Source organism: Moorena producens PAL-8-15-08-1 (genome assembly GCF_001767235.1).
Taxonomy (GTDB): domain Bacteria; phylum Cyanobacteriota; class Cyanobacteriia; order Cyanobacteriales; family Coleofasciculaceae; genus Moorena; species Moorena producens_A.
Genome location: NZ_CP017599.1, coordinates 6,274,925 through 6,293,920, shown reverse-complemented (window position 1 = coordinate 6,293,920; position 18,996 = coordinate 6,274,925). Strand labels below are relative to the sequence as shown.

The following is an 18,996-nucleotide window of genomic DNA, read 5'->3' as shown; positions in this document are numbered from 1 at the left end:
ATGGTAGAGATAGACAAGTCAATATCCTTTGATGGACGGGATATTAGACTCAAAGTAGGTCTACTTGCCCCTCAATCTGGTGGTTCAGTAATGATACAGTCGGGGGATACAGCAGTTTTAGTGACAGCAACTCGTGCCCCTGGTCGAGAAGGGGTCGATTTTCTGCCCTTGGTAGTTGACTACGAAGAAAGACTCTACGCAGCAGGTCGGATTCCAGGTGGTTTCCTCAGGCGGGAAGGCCGTCCTCCAGAAAAAGTTATCCTAACTAGCCGTCTCATTGACCGTCCCTTGCGTCCGTTATTTCCCAGTTGGCTACGAGATGATATACAGATTGTAGCAACTACCCTGTCTATGGATGAACAAGTACCGCCAGATGTTTTGGCAGTTACTGGTGCATCGATTGCTGTCTTGCAGGGCAGCATTCCCTTCTATGGACCAATGGCAGCTGTACGGGTAGGGTTACTCGGGGATGATTTTATGATTAATCCCACCTACAAAGAAATCGAAAACGGCGACTTGGACTTAGTCGTGGCTGGTTCCCCACAAGGGGTAATTATGGTAGAAGCCGGTGCCAATCAATTACCGGAACAAGATATAATCGAGGCCATCGATTTCGGCTACGAAGCGGTACAAGACTTGATCAAAGCCCAGCAAGACCTGCTTGAGGAGTTGGGAATTGAAATAGTGATTGCCGAACCCCCAGCCGTAGACTCGAATCTAGAAGAATTTATCCGCGATCGCGCCACTGACAAAATTAAAGCTATCCTCTCGCAATTTGACCTGGACAAAAAGGGTCGGGATGTTGCCTTAGATGAAGTTAAGGACACTGCTGTCAAAGCAGAAATTGCCGAACTCAAAGAGGATGACCCAATCCGTGTAGCGGTTACTGAAAATAGCGCATTAGTCGATAAGCTGTTCAAAAGCCTCACCAAAAAACTGATGCGTACTCAGATTGTGGAAGACGGAGTGCGCGTAGATGGTCGCAAGCTAGACCAAGTGCGTCCAGTCTCTTGTCAAACCAGTCTATTACCTCAGCGAGTTCATGGTAGCGCTTTGTTCAACCGAGGACTAACCCAAGTCCTATCCACGGTTACCTTGGGAACACCTGGAGATGCCCAAACTCTAGATGACCTTAACCCAGAAGATGAGAAGCGCTATCTGCACCACTACAATTTCCCACCCTTTTCTGTAGGGGAAGTCAAGCCATTGCGATCGCCCGGACGGCGTGAAATTGGTCACGGAGCTTTAGCCGAACGAGCATTAGTCCCAGTATTGCCCCCTCAACACGAGTTTCCCTATGTGATCCGAGTGGTATCGGAAGTGCTATCCTCCAATGGTTCCACCTCCATGGGATCAGTTTGTGGTTCAACACTGGCCTTGATGGATTCAGGTGTACCCATTATCAAACCGGTTAGTGGTGCAGCCATGGGTTTGATCAAAGAAGGAGAGGAAGTCCGCATTCTCACCGATATTCAAGGTATTGAAGACTTTTTGGGTGACATGGACTTCAAAGTCGCCGGTACCGATACTGGCATCACGGCTTTGCAAATGGACATGAAAATCACTGGTTTGTCTATGGACACCATAGCCCAGGCCATTGAGCAAGCCAAACCGGCCAGACTGCATATCCTAGAAAAGATGCTGGCGGTGATTGACACACCCTCCACAGACATGTCACCCTTTGCTCCTCGCCTATTAACGATGAAGATTGATCCAGAGTTCATCGGTACCGTGATTGGTCCAGGGGGTAAGACAATTAAAGGAATTACCGAGCAAACTGGGGCAAAAATCGATATTGAAGATGACGGTACAGTTACCGTATCTGCTATGGATGGGGACAGAGCCACCAAAGCTATCAGTATCATCCAAGGCTTAACCCGCAAGCTGAATGAAGGGGATGTCTATGTTGGTCGTGTCACCCGGATTATTCCCATTGGTGCCTTTGTGGAAATACTTCCTGGCAAAGAAGGTATGATTCACATTTCCCAACTGGCTGACTACCGAGTTGGTAAAGTGGAAGATGAGTTAGCGGTAGGAGATGAGGTAGTTGTCAAAATACGGGAAATTGACAACAAGGGTCGTCTTAATTTAACCCGTTTGAACATTCATCCCGACGAAGCTGCCGCAGCAAGGGAAGCAGCAGCGTTATAACCTAGCTAGGCTAGCTAGATCATGGTGAAGCGTCAGGAGCAGGGAAGCTTCTCAAGACTGTAGACAACAGATGTAAGAAGCGTCTGGGGAGTTGGGGGAATAAATTGACCTTACTCTGATGATGCTTCCCTGAACTTACCCTAGGAGTATCGTCTGATCAGCTCAGTGAACAGCAAAAGTCTAACATTTCTGATATTGGCGTAAGTAAAAGCTTTAAACTAAAGAATGCATTATGGTTTAGAGATGATTTAGTTAAGCTGTGCGCAAAATTGTTATAGCTGGTAATTGGAAAATGAACAAAACTCAAGCGGAAACCGCTGAGTTTTTAAAGGGATTTTTGCCTGAGCTGGAGCAAACTCCCATAGAACGGGAGGTTGTTCTGTGTGCTCCCTTCACCGACTTGGGTGTGATGTCTGAGCATGTACAAAATACTCCTGTACAGATCGGGGCTCAGAATATCCACTGGGAAAATGCTGGAGCCTACACGGGTGAAATTGCTGGTGCAATGCTCAAGGAAATTGGTGTGCGCTATGTCATTGTTGGTCATAGTGAACGGCGTCAATACTTCGGTGAAACGGATGAAACCGTTAATAAACGCCTTCACGCTGCTCAGCGTCATGGTTTGATTCCGATTCTGTGTGTTGGGGAAACGAAAGCACAACGGGATGCTGGTCAAACAGAAGACATTATTACCAAGCAGTTGGAAAAAGACCTAGTCAACGTTGACCAGCAAAATTTAGTGATTGCTTACGAACCAATCTGGGCAATTGGTACTGGAGACACTTGTGATACATCAGAAGCGAATCGAATCATTGGATTGATTCGCTCCTTACTCAAGGAAGCTAATGTCCCAATTCAATATGGTGGCTCCGTCAAACCCAATAATATTGATGAAATTATGGCTCAATCAGAAATTGATGGAGTACTGGTGGGCGGAGGAAGCTTGGAACCTGCCAGCTTTGCCAGGATTGTCAATTATCAGTAGTTCTGATTAGTCATTGGCTAATTGTTAATTGTTAATTGTTAATTGTTAATTGTTAGTTAGCTTATTATTATTATGTTAATTTGTTAATTTGTTAATTGCAATGGGCAATTTTCAATTTGCAATTAGCCATGAGCCATAAGCCATGGATAAAGGAAAATTAACCATCCAGAACTATTCTTTCCACTGGGGCAAACGAACCTATATCATGGGTATCTTGAACGTTACCCCCGATAGTTTTAGTGATGGTGGGGAATATTATACCCCAGAAGCTGCCTTAAAGCAAGCTCACGCTCTAGTAGATGCTGGTGCTGATATTATCGATATTGGTGGTCAATCGACTCGACCTGGTGCCGAGCAAATTTCCCTACCCGAAGAACTGAAACGAGTTGTGCCTGTGGTAAAGGCAATCCGTTCAGTGGTGAAGATACCCATTTCTGTCGATACCACTAGAGTATCTGTGGCTAAGGCTGCCGTAGAAGCTGGTGCAGATATAGTCAATGATATTTCCGGTGGCACATTTGACCCAGACATGTTGCCAGTCGTAGCCCAGTTGGGGGTACCCATTGTCTTAATGCATATTCGAGGCACCCCCGTTTCCATGCAAAAACTAACTGACTATCAAGACTTAATTGGGGAAATCTATAGCTTTCTGGAGCAGCAGGTCAATGCCGCAATCGCAGCAGGAATTAAGCGATCGCATATTATTATTGACCCAGGCATTGGTTTTGCCAAAACCGCTGAGCAAAGTGTAGAGATTCTGCGGCAACTGCCTAGGTTTGATGCCCTTGGTGTACCGATGTTAGTCGGAGTATCTCGGAAAAGCTTTATTGGACGAATCATCAATCAACCAGACCCCAAGGGTCGAATTTGGGGAACTGCTGCGGCTTGTTGCAGTGCCATTGCCGGTTCAGCAGACATCCTGCGGTTACACGATGTTCGCCAGCTCCATGATGTCTGCCGTGTTGCTGATGCGATTTGGCGTGTGTAAGTATTCAGTTATCAGCAATCAGCTATCAGTTATCAGCATTCAGCTAAAGCGCTACGCCCACGCTACGCGAACAGCATTCAGCTAATGTACTAAGCACACGCTACTAGATCGGTGCTAATGTGCTACGCCCACGCTACTAGATCGGTGCTTTTGAATAAGCGATGCAGCTTCGGAACAGGGGGTTTCCCCCATGAGCGACTGTATCAAGACAAGAGGTAAGCATTGGTTTAATCTCTGTTTCGTCTGCTGACGGCTGACAGCTGACGACTGAATGCTTACATTATTATTGCCCTAATTACTTTCGCCCACAGATTCAGTTTGAAGCAAATCAGTCATGGCTTCGCTCAGTGCTTTTGGATCCATAAAGACGACTTTAGAATTGCTGCTTTCACCTAATTTTTCATTGGCTTCTACATAGCGTTGAGCGATCAGAAACTGTAGGACTTTCTGAGTATTAGCTTGCTCTTGAAGAGCTTTGGAGATCATTTGGATTGACTCCACTGTACCTTCAGCCTGTAAAATTTTGGCTTGTTTCTCACTCTTAGCAGCTCGCTCCTTCTCTAGGGCATCGATAATAGTCTGGGGTGGTTTAATCTCTTGCACCTCAACCCGCATCACCTTGACTCCCCAATCAGCAGAAGCATCATCTAGTTGTTGCAGTAAATTCTGATTGATTCTGTCTCGAGAGGCATAAGTCTCATCTAGTTCCAACTGACCAATGGTAGAACGCAGGGTGGTCATGACTAAATTTTCAATCGCCTCATGAACATTGTCTACAGCATAAAACGCTTTGTACATATCTAAAATTTGCCAATACACGATGGCATCGACTTCTACCTGAACATTATCTTTCGTGATTGCTTGCTGAGGTTCAATGTCTAAAATCTGTTCACGGGTACTCTCTTCTACAGCAATCTTGTCTATAAACGGAACTACATTGAAGTTAAGACCAGGGTCTAGTTTTTTACGATACTTACCAAAGCGTTCTACTAGAGCTTCATTTCCCTCTTGGACAACCTTTGTCGTACCGACGCTGTATCCAAAAGCTACTAAAACAACTGGGGCGAGTATGCTAAGAAGAATATCCATAGTGTTTGAGCTCCTATTAGGAGATTAATCAATTAACTGATGTTGCGGCTAGCGTCTGCTAGAAATAACTTTATCAATAGAACAGCACAAAATGTGTGTATAATAGATAACTTTCACTCTAGCGACCCCTGCGTTGACTGTCAAAGCTGTTATCAAAACTACGGAGAACCTAACTTCTGTGGATGAGGGGTATTACCCTCACCATTACCCTCACCTATAGTTAGAAACTGATAAGACAACAAAGGGAAGATCCGCAAGAACTAAAAAAGTAGGTTATCAAAGTCGATTTGGTGTAACCATTCAGCCGTGAGCCAAGGCCAAAGGCTGATAGCTGATAACTGATAGCTGAATGCTGAATGCTGATTGCTGATTGCTTACGATTTGGTACTAGTCAGTTTTTTCCCCACCAGATGGCTTCTCTTCTTCAGCCTTTTCCTGATTAACCAGCCATTCTGAGAGGGGGCGTGAGACCGCATACTGAAAGTCCACTGGCACTAACAGTACATCCAACTGCTCAGATTTGGAATCCAGTGGTAAAACTTGAGCATATAGGAAACTGCGAGTAAAGTCCAAGTTGCCTAAGATCAGCTTCGGAGTGTCCTGATTTTTCAGTTTCACTGTTATAGTTGCTGAGGGCTTGTCTAATCCATACTCTGGAAGTTGGTCAGGGCTAACCGTAAGAATGCGATCGCTTTTACCCTGAGCCAGCAAGTTCAACAAAAAGGAAACAACCGCATCACTAGCTATCCCCTCTTTCGGCTTTTTCATCCGCCAACCCGATTCTGGCTCACTGGCTCGCTCAAATACTAAGGTCTTGTCATCACTATTAACAGTAAACGATTGAATCTCGTCTTGAGTGAAATTAAATATAGGTTTTTTAGGGATTTTAGCAGCTTCTCGCTTTTCAGAACCCTGAATTTCATAAATATATACACCTCCCCCCAAGAGGATGGCAGAAATGACTAAAATCAGAGTTGTCCGTTGTAGTTTCATGGCATTAAACTGCATGGAGCTAAACACAGCTTAATACTTTATAGCGATTCTCAATTGGGTGAGGTATGCCCCCCTTGGGGGTGTGCGGCAGTAGGGAGTAGGGAGTAGGGAGTAGGGAGTAGGGAGTAGGGAGTAGGGAACAGGGAGTAGGGAGTAGGGAGTAGGGAACAGGGAACAGGAACCCACCCCTAACCCCTCCCAGGAGGGGAAAAGAGGGAACAGGGAGAAAATCCTGTTTACCTCACAAATATGAGAAACGCTATAGCTAGATCTAGCGAAGTGTCTGGGAAATTGCTAAGTAGTGGGACATCAATCAACGCGCTCTGTGTAAACAATTATGAAAACTCCGATCCAAAAAACACTGGTATGGCTATTGGGTGGTTTAAGCATCTCAGGGGTAATCGCCCCAGCCTTGGGATTAGATACATCAATCTCAGAAGCTGGTATTAATGTCTATCGGTTACACCAACCTCCCTATAATTTAACCGGTCGCAAAATTGCCATTGGGCAAGTAGAAATTGGTAGACCTGGATTATTTGGTAAGGATAAAGCCGCTGTCAAGAATCGGACAGTAACTCCTGCAGGAGTTTTTTATCGCAACACCCCAGCACAACCTAATACCCATGTTGATGAACATGCGGCTATGGTAGCCGCTGTGATGGTTAGTCGAGACAAAGGGTTGCGGGGAGTAGCACCTGATGCAAAACTCTACGCTTCAGCAGTTGGCTCCCTGTCTAGGAGTGGACAACCAGAAGAGTGCCTGGCGGCTCAGCATATTGCTCAGCAAAATGGCTCAGATGTGCGGGCAATTAATTTTAGTTTTGGTGAATCCCTACAGCGGGACCGCAGGGAGGAAGCGGTGCTGGATGGCAATGCGCTGTTAACTCTATGTATCGATTGGTCAGCTAGGGTGCATGATGTCTTGTATGTGATTGCTGGCAACCAAGGGAAAGGGGGCATTCCGATCCCGACAGATAATTTTAATGGTATCAATGCAGCATACACAGCCAAGCGTCAGGGAGTTTTTAATAAAGTAGACTTTGCTAACTTGAGTGCTTTACCAGTTGGTATTGGTCGTCGTCTGATTCGGCAAGAAATTAATGTTGGTGCCCGCCGCTCGATTAATTTGGTAGCTCCTGGCAACAAGATATCGTTGTATGACCTCAAAGGTAAAGTGACTAAGGTCAGTGGTACCAGTTTTGCTGCTCCCCATATCACTGGTGTTGTAGCATTGCTACAGGAATTTGGTGATTCCGCTTTGCGCAAGCTGCGCTCAAGACAACAAAAACTATTCTTGATGCAGTCCCTCAGAGCGGAAACCTCCAATACCGGGCTGCATCGCTTGTGGATGAATTGGAGTACAGATTCCCGACGCCATGAAGTAATGAAGGCAGTGTTGCTTAATTCTGCTGACAAAATCCAAGATCTCGGTGATGGCATGCTACTAGGCATGAGCCGCACGATTCGGGCAAAGGATAATCACCACTGGTTAGAGTCTGATGCTTACCAAGACCCCAAAATTCCTCTGGATATGCAGATGGGGACAGGACATCTCAATGGGTTTCGAGCTTACCAGCAATTTAAACTCGGTCAATGGAGCCCCAGTGGCATTGGAGTGCCACCAGTAGGTTGGGATTACCGTACTGTAGAGAAATCATCTTATCGGGACTATGTCTTAACAAAACCCCTAGCAGAAGGAAGTTTTATCTCCTTAACTCTGGCTTGGGACCGTTTGGTAGAGTTAGAGGATCAGAATAATAATGATGCTTATGATGTTGGGGAGCGTTTTAGCGATCGCGGTTTGAATAATCTTGACCTCTATTTAATGCCAGTCGGAGAAGAGGACACTACCAAAAGTGTCTGTGCTTCTATCAGTGAAGCGGATGCTGTGGAACATATTTTCTGCCAAGTCCCTGCTCCGGGTCGCTATAAAATTCGGGTTCAGTATCAACAACAGGTTAATCAGCCGTCTCAAGCTTATGCTTTAGCTTGGTGGACAGTTCCAGATGCCCAATGAGAAGCAAGATGGGGAAGATAGGGAAAGTTCTAAACTTTCCTCACATCCGGGAAACTCATGAATTTTTACAAATTTTACTCATCAAAATCACAAAAAAAACAATAATATAGCAGTCGAAGTAAAGCTTAAGACATCTTCTGCTCCCTGCTCCCTGCTCCCTGCTCCCTTTCAACCAAAAGACTATGTCCTAAACTATACTTCCCTTGCTATAAAGTAACTAAAGTAAGAATGGTAGTTGATTCAGAGTTAGAAGCAATGGAAGCAGAGTTTTACTACCGAGGAATAGATAAAATTCGTCAAGGAGACTTGAACGAAGCAATTGAGGAATTTGATAAAGCCTTAGAGATTAATCCGAACTTCGCCGAAGCCTACTATAAACGAGCTATGGCTCGCTTTGACTTAGGGGATCAACAAGGTGCGATCGCCGATTATACTCAGGCTTTACAAATCAATTCTGAAAGTATTGAAGTTTATTTCGGGCGGGGTTTGGCTCGATTGGCACTCGGAGATGCCACTGGAGCAATAGAAGATGCCAATCAAATACTTAAAATTAATCCTAACCAGCCTGCTGCTTGTAAGCTTCAAGGTAGTGCCTACCGTAAGTTAGGAGATAATCAGGCTGCGATCGCATCATTTAAACAAGCAGCTCAGCTCTACCTAGACCAAAAAGATAAATTAAATTGTCGTCGTTGTCTTGAGAGTATCAATCAAATTCAACAACAGCAACTATTAGCGTTGGGTCGAGCCCAGACTAACGATTTTTGCAATCAAGCAATAAATAAAGTTAACACAGGTAAGTACCGAGAAGCCTTGGAGGATTTCAACTGGCTGCTTGAGGTTGACCCCAAAAATGCTCAAGCCTATTGCTATCGAGGTATTGTTCACTGCAAACTTCGTAATTACAGCAGAGCAATTCAAGACCTTGGTCAAGCTATGGAACTAAATCCCCAAGATGCTCAGGTCCGTTACCATCGAGGATTACTCCGCATTGAACTGGGAGATTACCGGGGAGCTATTGATGACTTGAGCAAGTTACTACAAAGCAATCCGGAAAATCGGGATGTCTTGATTCATCGGGGTAATGCCTATATCCAGATGGGAGACTATCGGCAAGCCATCGAAGATTATTCCCGAGTTATTACTCTTAAACCCAATGATGCTCAATCATATCGTTATCGGGCAACCGCTCGTGAAAAGTTTGAGGATCTACGGGGAGCATTTGAAGATTATCAACAAGCGGCAAATCTGTATTTCGATCAACAAGACTGGACTAATTATCGGAAACTGCTCGATAAACTCAAACAGCTACAGCCATTACAACTGACCGAGGGGTCGAGCAATCAAGAATCACAAGCACCATCAAATACCAAACCTAGTAGGGAGTTGCAACAAAGACTACTGAGACTGGTAGGAGGACAATCCGATATCGCAACACGCCTACTTGACTTGGCTAAGGGGAAATACCCAGGGATGCCAGAAAAGTGGTATTGGGAGAAGGTGATCAAGGATTTAGAACGATAGCGCTATAATAAATGAAATATTGATAACACTAGCGACAAGAAAGCATATGCGCTACGTGCAGGCTACGCCAACAGCTATCAGCTATCAGGTGTTCCGATGGCTTCAATGGCAGCTTCTAATGCGATCGCAATATGAGTCCAATGGGTTCCTCCCTGACAAAACACAATATAAGGCTCCTTAAGCGGACCATCGGCAGAAAATTCTGAGGTACTGCCATCAATAAAAGTCCCCCCAGCCATCACTAACTGACTCTCATAACCCGGCATTGCGGCTGGGACAGGGTCGAGGTAGGAACCTACGGGAGAATGCTGTTGTATCGCTCGACAGAAAGCAATTAATTTCTCTGGTGAACCCAACTCAACGGCTTGAATCACATCCCGACGGGGTACCATCGGTGGGGGATTGACCGGATAACCCAGTTCTGAAAGAGTATGAGCGATTAAATGACTCCCTTTGAGGGCTTCACCAACCATTTGGGGAGCTAGGAATAATCCTTGAAACAGCAATCGATTCTGATCGAAAGTTGCCCCACCTGAACTACCAATCCCTGGAGCAGTCAGACGACAGGTCGCCGCTTCAACTAAGTCAGCTTTTCCAGCCACATAGCCTCCAGCAGTAGCAATCGTTCCCCCAGGATTTTTAATCAAGGAACCCGCCATTAAATCTGCTCCTACTGCTGTCGGTTCTTGTTCTTCTACAAATTCCCCGTAACAGTTATCGACAAAACAGATAGTATCAGGATTTTGTTGTTTGACAAGCTTGACAATTTTTTCTATTTCTGATATTGAAAGACTCTTTCGCCAAGAATACCCACAGGAACGCTGAATGAAAACCAGACGGGTGTTCTCTCCCACCGCTGTTGCCAAGGCTGACCAATCCAAACTTCCGTCACTAGTTAGGGACAACTGGCGGTAACGAATCCCAAATTCTAGTAGGGAACCTTGACCATCACCCCGTAAACCAATCACCTCTTCCAAGGTATCGTAAGGGGCACCGGCAATCCCTAGCATTTCATCACCAGGACGCAATACCCCAAACAGGCAAGATGCGATCGCATGGGTTCCGGATACAAATTGTACGCGAACAGCCGCCGATTCAGCTTCCATGACATCAGCAAATACCATGTCGAGAGTTTTCCGTCCTAAATCATCATGACCATAGCCTGAAACACTAGCAAAGTGATGCACTCCTACACGATGTGCTCGAAAAGAATTCAGTACCTTTTTGAGATTTTGCTTGACGGCGGTGTCAATACCATAAAAGATCGGAAATAGTGCTTTTTCTGCTGCTTGCAGCCTTTGAGAGCTGTTCATTCCCAAAATTCGCGCCTCGAAATTTTAGATCAAAGAGAGCGGGTTATTACAATTTGTATCCTATTAGACTTACTGCATGACAATTGCTACTTCAGATAATCTTCGTTTAGATTGGGTCGTTATTACCTATATGGCCTTTATTCACCTAGCAGCGCTGTTTGCCTTACTTCCGAGCAACTTTAACTGGACAGCAGTGGGCTTAATGATCTTTTTCCACTGGGTGACAGGGGGCTTGGGGGTAACTCTGGGATGGCATCGCTTAGTGACCCACCGCAGTTTTCAGACACCCAAGTGGTTAGAATACTTCCTAGTTTTATGTGGTACCATTTCCTGTCAAGGAGGAGTGATCGATTGGGTAGGACTACATCGCATCCATCATTTGCACTCTGACACCCAACCGGATCCTCATGACTCCCATCAAGGGTTTTGGTGGAGTCACATGGCTTGGATGTTGCATAAAATTCCTGCTGATCAGGACATTCCTAAATTCACGAAAGATATTTCTGAAGATCGGGTTTATCAGTTTTTGGACAAGTATTTTGTGCTTATTCAAGTGGTTCTAGGACTGTTGCTGTATGCCCTCGGTGGCTGGCCATTTGTGGTGTGGGGGATTTTTGTGCGCCTAGTGCTTGTGTTTCACTGTACCTGGTTTGTCAACAGTGCTACTCACAAATTTGGTTATCGCACCTATGAGTCTAAAGATAGCTCAAAAAACTGTTGGTGGGTAGCCCTACTCACCTATGGTGAAGGCTGGCACAACAATCACCATGCTTATCAGTATTCTGCAAGGCATGGCATTAAATGGTGGGAAATTGACCTGACTTGGATGACGATTCAGTTCCTACAACAGCTGGGTTTAGCCAAAAACGTGAAACTGATTAGTCCTGAACAGACGTAAGTTCCCCTAGGGTAGTACCTTGAGTACTACCCTGGTGATTGCCGAGCGGATTCAGTTCTGAGGGCGGCTTAGTGGTAAAACCTCCTGAGCAGCAGAGTATACTCCGGTTTCCACAGTGCAAGCACCATGGATTTATCCTGTCTACTCAGGACTTACGACTCTAGCACTGAGGTTTAGGGAGTTTCTGGTAAAATTAAAAAATCTTAAAAATTCTTAGCTTTTGTTTACAAAAAACGTAAAGTCTGCCTTTATAATCGTATAAGTATTGTTACTAATCTCAAATTGTTCTTATCGAACGTTAACGGATAAACCTTAGCAACAACTCCTTAGTGATGCCCCGGATACTGGTCATCGATGACGACCCCGCAATTTCAGAATTAGTCACCATCAATTTGGAGATGGCTGGCTACGATGTTAGTCAAGCAATGGATGGCATCAAGGGTCAGGCTCTAGCTCTGCAACTGCAGCCAGACCTGATTATGCTAGACTTGATGCTACCCAAGGTAGATGGTTTCACCGTCTGCCAACGGTTACGTCGGGATGAACGCACTTCCGATATTCCAGTATTGATGTTGACTGCCCTAGGTCAAACCCAAGATAAGGTAGAAGGCTTTAATGCTGGTGCCGATGATTATCTCACCAAACCCTTTGAACTCGAAGAAATGCTGGCGCGAGTGCGAGCATTACTACGGCGCACAGACCGAATTCCCCAAGCTGCTAAGCATACGGAAATCCTGAACTATGGTCCTTTGACCCTGGTTCCAGAAAGGTTTGAGGCGATTTGGTTTGATAAAACCGTGAAACTGACCCATCTGGAGTTTGAACTACTGCACTGTTTACTCCAGCGCCATGGTCAAACTGTTTCTCCCAGCGAAATCCTTAAAGAGGTTTGGGGGTATGACCCTGACGATGATATCGAAACCATTCGAGTACATATTCGTCACCTGAGAACCAAGCTAGAACCTGATCCCCGCCATCCTAAGTACATCAAAACCGTTTATGGAGCAGGTTATTGCTTAGAGTTGCCCAATACAGAAAAGACCCTAGAAGTGAATTCGGCGACTGCCTAGGATGAACTTGGTGATGTCAGAGCTACTACAAATCGACTTTGTTAACCTAGATGGGAAAGCCCCCGCCCTTAAGCCGGGGGTAAGCTTTCTCACCGTTACTCAGTTGGCTACTTCTGATCAAAAATTGATCAACTTCTAGGGAGCCAAAGCATTGCCCCGCAACAAGCTACCAATTGTCTTCGCTGTAATCTTCATTTGGATAAGAGGATTAGCAGGTACAACGGTTTTATAGAGATAGCTATCGAAAGTCAGCCGCTGCACATCCTTGTCAGCACACATCTCTACAAAGGCTTCTCGGCTAGCATCGGAGTTATAGAAAACTCGTTGTAGAATATCTAGGACTTTGTAGGTCATGCCGTATTTCTTATCCCAGCGCTTCAGGTAAAGCTTGAGGTCACTCTCTGTGGGGATACGGCTACCACCGTTAGAGGTTTCCACAATGGTTTCAGCACACATGCGAGCTGATTTAGCCGCAAAGTAAATCCCTTCTCCAGAGGATTTAGTGACTGTTCCAGCAGCATCACCTACCAAAGCTACCCGACCAACTACACGTCTAGGTCTGGGATGCTCAGGAATAGGATGGGCTTCCACTTTGATGATTTTGCCACCCACAAGTTTTTTAGCCGCACGGGCACGAATCCCTGCTTGTAGCTTTTTGATCAGGGATTGGTTTACCCTCATAGTGCCGGTTCCAACGGCAACGTGGTCGTATTTAGGGAAGACCCAAGCGTAGAAATCAGGAGAGACATCATTGCCCACATACATTTCTGCCAGGTCTTGGTAGTAATTCATCATGTTATCTGGCAGACTGATGCGCTCTTGGAAAGCGATCGCATAATTGTAATCCCCAGCATCAATTGCTTTGGCAACCCGGGAATTTGCCCCATCAGCTCCAATCACCACATCTACTTTCAAGGTTTTGTGGATTCCCTTGACACTGCCATCAGAATGGTCAGAATAATAGATGGTATAGGGTTGAGAGTTACTGGTGGGAATATCGAGTTTATAAACGGTGCCATTAATTAAGTTAGCCCCCAACTCAGCCGCACGATTGCGCATGAACCCATCAAGCACCTCGCGACGGCACATCCCAATATATTCGTGTTCCTTTTCTATATGGATATCAACTTCAACATCAGACGGTGAGATCATCTTCATGTTTCTCACTTGCCGGTCAATAATTTCTGGTGGCAGGTCAAACTCACTCACCATACATAGTGGAATCGCACCACCACAGGGCTTAGCATTGTCCAGCTTACGCTCAAACAAATAGGTTTCGATTCCTGCTTTAGCTAACGTCTCGGCAGCAGAAGAACCTGCTGGTCCCGAACCAACTACTGCAACCCTTAGTGCTGGCATGTTTTCTCCCATGGTTTTTTAAGCTACGGAATGCATACTATCATGGACTTTCCTGTGATCTGAAGCTTCCCTAATATTTGGGGTCAAGTTGCAATACACCTTAACAAAAGTTCGTAACATTACTTAATGATTACCGCTGTGATTGGTCATTTTAATCGTTACCGGTTAATTGTTAAGATTAATAATGAATTGTTAATTATTGTGTAATTGTTAGGAATTGTTATTCTTAATGGTTAATTCTTAATTATTAGACCTTTATTAAACCTGTTGGAAAATAAGAGAAAATATCGATAGTGTAGGCAAATCGGTAAAGTAATACCAATTCGTCAAAGTAGGACTACAGATGCAGATGGTGCGAGAGTCAAGTTTTGGAACTACTGAATTTAGGGTTGCAGTTTCTGCCGTGCCTGCTGACGTAGCTTCAGGGCATTCCGGTGGTTAGGTTCAATCTGGAGTGCCTTATTTAAAGAAGTGATTGCCTGATTAAAGCGTCCTAGTGTCATCTGAGCTTCCCCCTTAGTCATCCAAGCGTCTGCCAAATTTCGTTGAAGTGCGATCGCTTTCTCCAAAGCCGTAATCGCCTCAACAGAACGACCCAACTTTTGGAGGGTTATTCCCTGTGAAAGCCAAGCTTCCGTTAAATCTGGCTTGAGGGTAAGGGCTTGGTTATAGAGTCTAAGGGCTTCTACAGACCGTTGCTGTTGGTCAAAGGCTTGACCAAGGCTCCACACAGCTTCTGGATAGTTAGGTTTGAACAAAAATGCGACGCATTCCCCCACCTCGTCCAGGTGGGGGTTAAGGAGCAAGTCAATCAATCGTCGTAACCTTGGTTTTCTATATATTGCTTTAGAACCGAAAGGGGGGCTCCTCCACAAGAAACAGCACTAAATCCCCTTTTCCAGAAGACTGGCTTCCAGTAATAGGGAGCCAATTCTTTTGCGTATCTTTTTCTAATCTCTCTACTGGTCACTGTCTTAAGGGTGTTGCAAAGCTTGGAAATTGATACCTTAGGGGCTAAATCAATTAGGAGATGGATATGATCATTTGTCCCCAAGTCCGCCTTGGCATCCTCAAGGATGCAGTTATTTTTCTCGCAGATGCTTTTTGCCAAGTCTAAGATGTCCTCTTCTATGTCCCCAGTAATTACTGGATGGCGGTACTTAGTGACAAACACTATGTGAATCTTGATTAACGAAACAGTGTGAGCGAAAGAGCGAAAGGCGGTTGACATTTTGTGATACTATAGGTTAATATAGTGACATATTAGCAATTCCGTTGAGATTGTGAAAACACCAACTCAGATCATTCGCACCGACAAATGGAGGCTTAACGCAACTAGTGAGCAGCGTCTGCTGTTCACTGAGACGGTTAAAGTCTATCGTCGTGCTTGCAGATACTTGGTTGGTATTATTTACACTCACTGGAGTAAATTCGGGAACTTAACGGCGGATCAGCTGACTCCTGCTGTCGAGAAACTAATGCATCAGACAGCTAAGCGTCCCAGTGTCAAGTATCCTCAGTTCAACAAAGCTTTTTATAAATTTCCCAGCTATTACCGTCGTTCTGCGCTCGCATTTGCGGCGGGTCAAGTTAGTAGTTTTGTGACCCGTTACCGAGAATGGCAAGCAGGCACTAGGAAACTACCTAATGCCAGTCCTCCGAAACTGAATGCTGACACTGGCTGTTACCCAGCTTTATATAAAGGCCAATGCTATAAACTACACCGATTCAATCAAGTCGAAATCAAAGTCTTTAACGGCTCTGACTGGGTCTGGACTACCGTTCAAATTACCGGATTAAGAGAGCGTCATCAGGTGGCAACCAATAAGATGTTGTCACCATCTTTGATATTTAATGAAAGAGCTTGCCATCTGTCAGTTCCGTTTAGTTGCAAGCCAGAAAAACGGAAACCAGAGGCTAATGTAACAGCGGTAGATCTCGGAATTAATACTACTGCAACGATATCGGTTGTAACCCACAGTGGCACTGTAATCCACCGAGATTTCATCCATCCGGGGAGAGACATAGACCGCAGGGACAAGCGACTGAAGTCTGTATCTATGCGTGCATCTAAAACCATGGGGAAGGGTGGCAGACTTCACAAGGGTTTTTGTTCTAAGACCTACCAAAAATGCCAAAGAATCAACAACCAAATCAGTCATGTAGTCTCTAGGCGAATTGTTGAGATTGCTGAAAAGTTTAACTCCGAAGCGATTGTGTTTGAGAACCTTAAGGCATGGAAGCCAAAAGGGGGACGAAAACGGTCTAACCTTCGGCAAAGATTTCACGGATGGCTCAAGGCAAAAATTCGCGATTTTACGCTTGAGAAATGGGCTGAGTTAGGAGGCAAAGTAATAGAGGTTGTTGCAGCATATACCTCAAAGCTTGCCTATGATGGTTCAGGCATTGTTAAACGTGACTCAGGAAATTATGCCCTAGCAACTTTCTCCTCAGGTAAGCAATTCAATGCCGACTTAAACGGTGCTTACAATATCGGCGCTAGAGGTGTGCTTAAACTCGTTCGCAGAAATGACAACGAGGGTCGTTTCAGCAAAAGCTCTGGACGACCGCCTAGAAGCTGGGCTTGTCTGTGTGATTTGTGGGCTGCGGCTAGCCCTAGATTAGCATAGGACACCCCCACCTCGGTTTACCAGGTGGGGGAAGCTTCATATGTAAGGCATCATTACAAGCAACAACTGCCATCTCCGGCTGTTGGAGTTGATTCAGACTGTAGCATTTGCCCCAATAGGCTTCCGGAAAATCTGCTTTTTTAGCGATCGCTTGGTCATATAGTATTAGAGCTTCCTGGTACTGTTGAGATTTCCGCAACTGGTCAGCTTCCTCTAAAACTTGCTCCCCTGTAACCGTAGCCTCAGTTTTATAGTTAGTCTTATAGTCAGTCTTATAGTCAGTATTTTCACCAGTTGGTTGGGCGGATAGAAACGTTTTCCACAGCAGCAAGCCCACCCCCAACATAGTTATCGATACAGTAATTAAGCCCAACTTCACCAATCGTTGCGGAATAGATAGTGTTGTCAGGTTAGGTGCTGAACCTCTCGAAGGTTGGGGGGGGTCAAGTTGAGGCGTAGTTCTACTTTGAGTCCTGGTTATCATTAACGAGGGGACTGTAGTGTTTGCTAGCTTCCTAATATCCGGAATTGGGAGTTCCATCCCAGACTCGCTTTCCCTGGTAATTTCCTGAGTAGGGATTTCTTCCTCAGCTTCAGACAACAGTTGCGGTTTTGCTAAACTAGCCAGTACCTCTAGAGCCTCAGCTGCTGTCCGATAACGGTCACGGAAATCATAGCGCACCATAATGTCAAGAATATGCGCCAACTCTGGGCTAACCTGCTTTGCGTAGTGTTGCCAATCAATTTCACTAGTTATAGAATTTTCCTTAAAGTTTTTGGGATGAACCCCAGTTAATGCCTGGATACCAACCATGCCGACAGCATAGATATCACTGCTAAAGCGGGGCCTTCCTGCCAATTGCTCATGGGGCATATAGCCCTGGGTACCTATAGAAACCGTTAAATGAGTTTCCCCGGTTTCAGGATTAATCTTTTGGCTACTGACTTGCTTAACAGCACCAAAGTCAATCAGCACGATTTTGTCGTCCCCTTGGCGGCGGATCAGGTTAGAGGGCTTAATATCGCGGTGGATAATCTGTTGTTGATGAACAAAGGCCAATACCTGTAGAATTTTTGTTAATAAATTAATAATTTGCTCTTGTGAACAGGGATGACCCTGGACAAGTTCTCGATTCAAAGGTTGTCCTTCAATCAATTCCTGAACCAGATAAAACTGCTGATCTTCCTCAAAATGTGCCAGTAGGCGAGGTATCTGGTCATGATTACCTAGCTGGTAGAGAAATCGAGCTTCTCTATCGAAAAGGCGTCTTGCCATTTGCAGCGTTGCCGTCTGTGCGGTTTGGGGCAAAAGATGTTTAACCACACATCGGGGTTGATTTGGCAAATGTATATCTTGTGCCAGGAAAGTTCGACCAAACCCACCAGCTCCCAGTTGGTTGATAATTTTGTAGCGTCCGCCTACTAGGGCTTTTGCGGGTTTTGTCTGTGCAGATAAGCGGCTCATCTAAGGGTTAGTGATGACTACTTAATTATGATTCCAAATCAAGTAAATATACCATTGATTTGGATCCTAAAGCTAGTTATATCACAACGAAAGTTAACATTACCAATTGTTTAATTAACCCTCAACTCCCTCCTCTTGTTGCCCGTTCCCTAGCACCATTAGAAAGCTCGGTGTCGCATCGCAACGTTAACTTTTTCCTTGACTATCGGACATTTAGAGGCTTGTCCCTGAATCAGCTAAACTAACAATGAGTGACTCAAATGAGAGAGTAAGCTGTCACCCATTTAAATTGTGAATGGGGCTGATGCTCAGATAGTCAGATGCGGAAATGCTCAGAGGGTATAAATTTCAATAGACCTCTGAGGAAAATACTCAATACCTCTGTGCAACTAGCTCTAAAAACGCGATCGCCAATTTAAATTACAAGCCAGTTTCTACATAAACATAGGGATTCAGTCGGCCAAAGGAGTCCCCACGAGGCTTACAAGGTGCATCCACGTGACCCACACATAACCCA

16 protein-coding genes are annotated in these 18,996 nt (G+C 45.1%); 8 read left to right on the top strand and 8 right to left on the bottom strand.

From position 1 onward, the window contains the following. The 3 genes from BJP34_RS23010 (at position 1) to folP (ending at position 4,124) form a co-directional block, all read left to right on the top strand. Positions 1-2,151 carry a polyribonucleotide nucleotidyltransferase gene (locus BJP34_RS23010; protein WP_070394344.1) on the top strand — a complete coding sequence of 717 codons (2,151 nt, stop codon included), beginning with the start codon at positions 1-3 and terminating at the stop codon, positions 2,149-2,151. Between the two features lie 259 nt (positions 2,152-2,410). Beyond that, the gene (gene tpiA, locus BJP34_RS23005; protein WP_070394343.1) at positions 2,411-3,136 is read left to right on the top strand and encodes a triose-phosphate isomerase; all 726 of its coding nucleotides are present in this window, start codon (positions 2,411-2,413) and stop codon (positions 3,134-3,136) included. 142 nt (positions 3,137-3,278) lie between these two features. Then, positions 3,279-4,124, top strand: coding sequence for a dihydropteroate synthase (gene folP, locus BJP34_RS23000; RefSeq protein WP_070394342.1), 846 nt, complete (start codon positions 3,279-3,281; stop codon positions 4,122-4,124). Positions 4,125-4,415: 291 nt separating this feature from the next. On the opposite strand, the gene BJP34_RS22995 is transcribed toward folP, so the two are convergent. The 3 genes from BJP34_RS22995 to BJP34_RS37440 all read right to left on the bottom strand — a co-directional run bounded on the left by BJP34_RS22995 (position 4,416) and on the right by BJP34_RS37440 (position 6,392). Next, entirely contained in the window at positions 4,416-5,213 is a 798-nt protein-coding gene (locus BJP34_RS22995) for an SPFH domain-containing protein (protein ID WP_070394341.1), read from the bottom strand. A gap of 387 nt (positions 5,214-5,600) precedes the next feature. After that, complete coding sequence (locus BJP34_RS22990; protein ID WP_229423977.1) at positions 5,601-6,233, bottom strand: DUF4340 domain-containing protein; 633 nt, start codon at positions 6,231-6,233, stop codon at positions 5,601-5,603. Between the two features lie 3 nt (positions 6,234-6,236). After that, entirely contained in the window at positions 6,237-6,392 is a 156-nt protein-coding gene (locus BJP34_RS37440) for a hypothetical protein (protein ID WP_158517396.1), read from the bottom strand. A gap of 151 nt (positions 6,393-6,543) precedes the next feature. On the opposite strand from BJP34_RS37440, the gene BJP34_RS22985 reads away from it, so the two are divergent. Together BJP34_RS22985 and BJP34_RS22980 are read left to right on the top strand one after the other, a co-directional pair. Then, positions 6,544-8,223: a S8 family serine peptidase gene (locus BJP34_RS22985; RefSeq protein WP_202972012.1), complete on the top strand. Its 1,680-nt coding sequence runs from the start codon at positions 6,544-6,546 to the stop codon at positions 8,221-8,223. A gap of 228 nt (positions 8,224-8,451) precedes the next feature. Then, positions 8,452-9,744, top strand: coding sequence for a tetratricopeptide repeat protein (locus BJP34_RS22980; RefSeq protein WP_229423976.1), 1,293 nt, complete (start codon positions 8,452-8,454; stop codon positions 9,742-9,744). Positions 9,745-9,821: 77 nt separating this feature from the next. Here BJP34_RS22980 and BJP34_RS22975 read toward each other — a convergent pair whose 3' ends face one another. Further along, positions 9,822-11,057, bottom strand: coding sequence for an aminotransferase class I/II-fold pyridoxal phosphate-dependent enzyme (locus BJP34_RS22975; protein ID WP_070394340.1), 1,236 nt, complete (start codon positions 11,055-11,057; stop codon positions 9,822-9,824). Positions 11,058-11,133: 76 nt separating this feature from the next. Here BJP34_RS22975 and BJP34_RS22970 point away from each other — a divergent pair, with 76 nt between their 5' ends. Together BJP34_RS22970 and BJP34_RS22965 are read left to right on the top strand one after the other, a co-directional pair. After that, complete coding sequence (locus tag BJP34_RS22970; RefSeq protein WP_070394339.1) at positions 11,134-11,955, top strand: acyl-CoA desaturase; 822 nt, start codon at positions 11,134-11,136, stop codon at positions 11,953-11,955. A 332-nt stretch (positions 11,956-12,287) separates the two neighbouring features. Beyond that, positions 12,288-13,025 carry a response regulator transcription factor gene (locus BJP34_RS22965; RefSeq protein ID WP_070394338.1) on the top strand — a complete coding sequence of 246 codons (738 nt, stop codon included), beginning with the start codon at positions 12,288-12,290 and terminating at the stop codon, positions 13,023-13,025. 135 nt (positions 13,026-13,160) lie between these two features. Here the strand turns inward: BJP34_RS22965 and chlP are convergent, their stop codons facing one another. From chlP to tnpA, 3 genes are all read right to left on the bottom strand, one after another. Further along, positions 13,161-14,384 carry a geranylgeranyl reductase gene (chlP, locus tag BJP34_RS22960; protein ID WP_070396836.1) on the bottom strand — a complete coding sequence of 408 codons (1,224 nt, stop codon included), beginning with the start codon at positions 14,382-14,384 and terminating at the stop codon, positions 13,161-13,163. 383 nt (positions 14,385-14,767) lie between these two features. Further along, complete coding sequence (locus BJP34_RS22955; protein ID WP_070394337.1) at positions 14,768-15,199, bottom strand: tetratricopeptide repeat protein; 432 nt, start codon at positions 15,197-15,199, stop codon at positions 14,768-14,770. Further along, the gene (gene tnpA, locus BJP34_RS22950; RefSeq protein ID WP_070390947.1) at positions 15,196-15,615 is read right to left on the bottom strand and encodes an IS200/IS605 family transposase; all 420 of its coding nucleotides are present in this window, start codon (positions 15,613-15,615) and stop codon (positions 15,196-15,198) included. The genes BJP34_RS22955 and tnpA overlap by 4 nt, the downstream gene beginning before the upstream one ends. Before the next feature lie 52 nt (positions 15,616-15,667). Between tnpA and BJP34_RS22945 the strand changes: the two genes are divergently transcribed. Further along, entirely contained in the window at positions 15,668-17,014 is a 1,347-nt protein-coding gene (locus tag BJP34_RS22945; RefSeq protein WP_070390948.1) for an IS200/IS605 family accessory protein TnpB-related protein, read from the top strand. Here BJP34_RS22945 and BJP34_RS22940 read toward each other — a convergent pair. Further along, positions 17,001-18,479 carry a protein kinase domain-containing protein gene (locus BJP34_RS22940; RefSeq protein WP_229423975.1) on the bottom strand — a complete coding sequence of 493 codons (1,479 nt, stop codon included), beginning with the start codon at positions 18,477-18,479 and terminating at the stop codon, positions 17,001-17,003. The two genes, BJP34_RS22945 and BJP34_RS22940, sit on opposite strands and share 14 nt — an antisense overlap. Between the last annotated feature and the right edge of the window lie 517 nt (positions 18,480-18,996).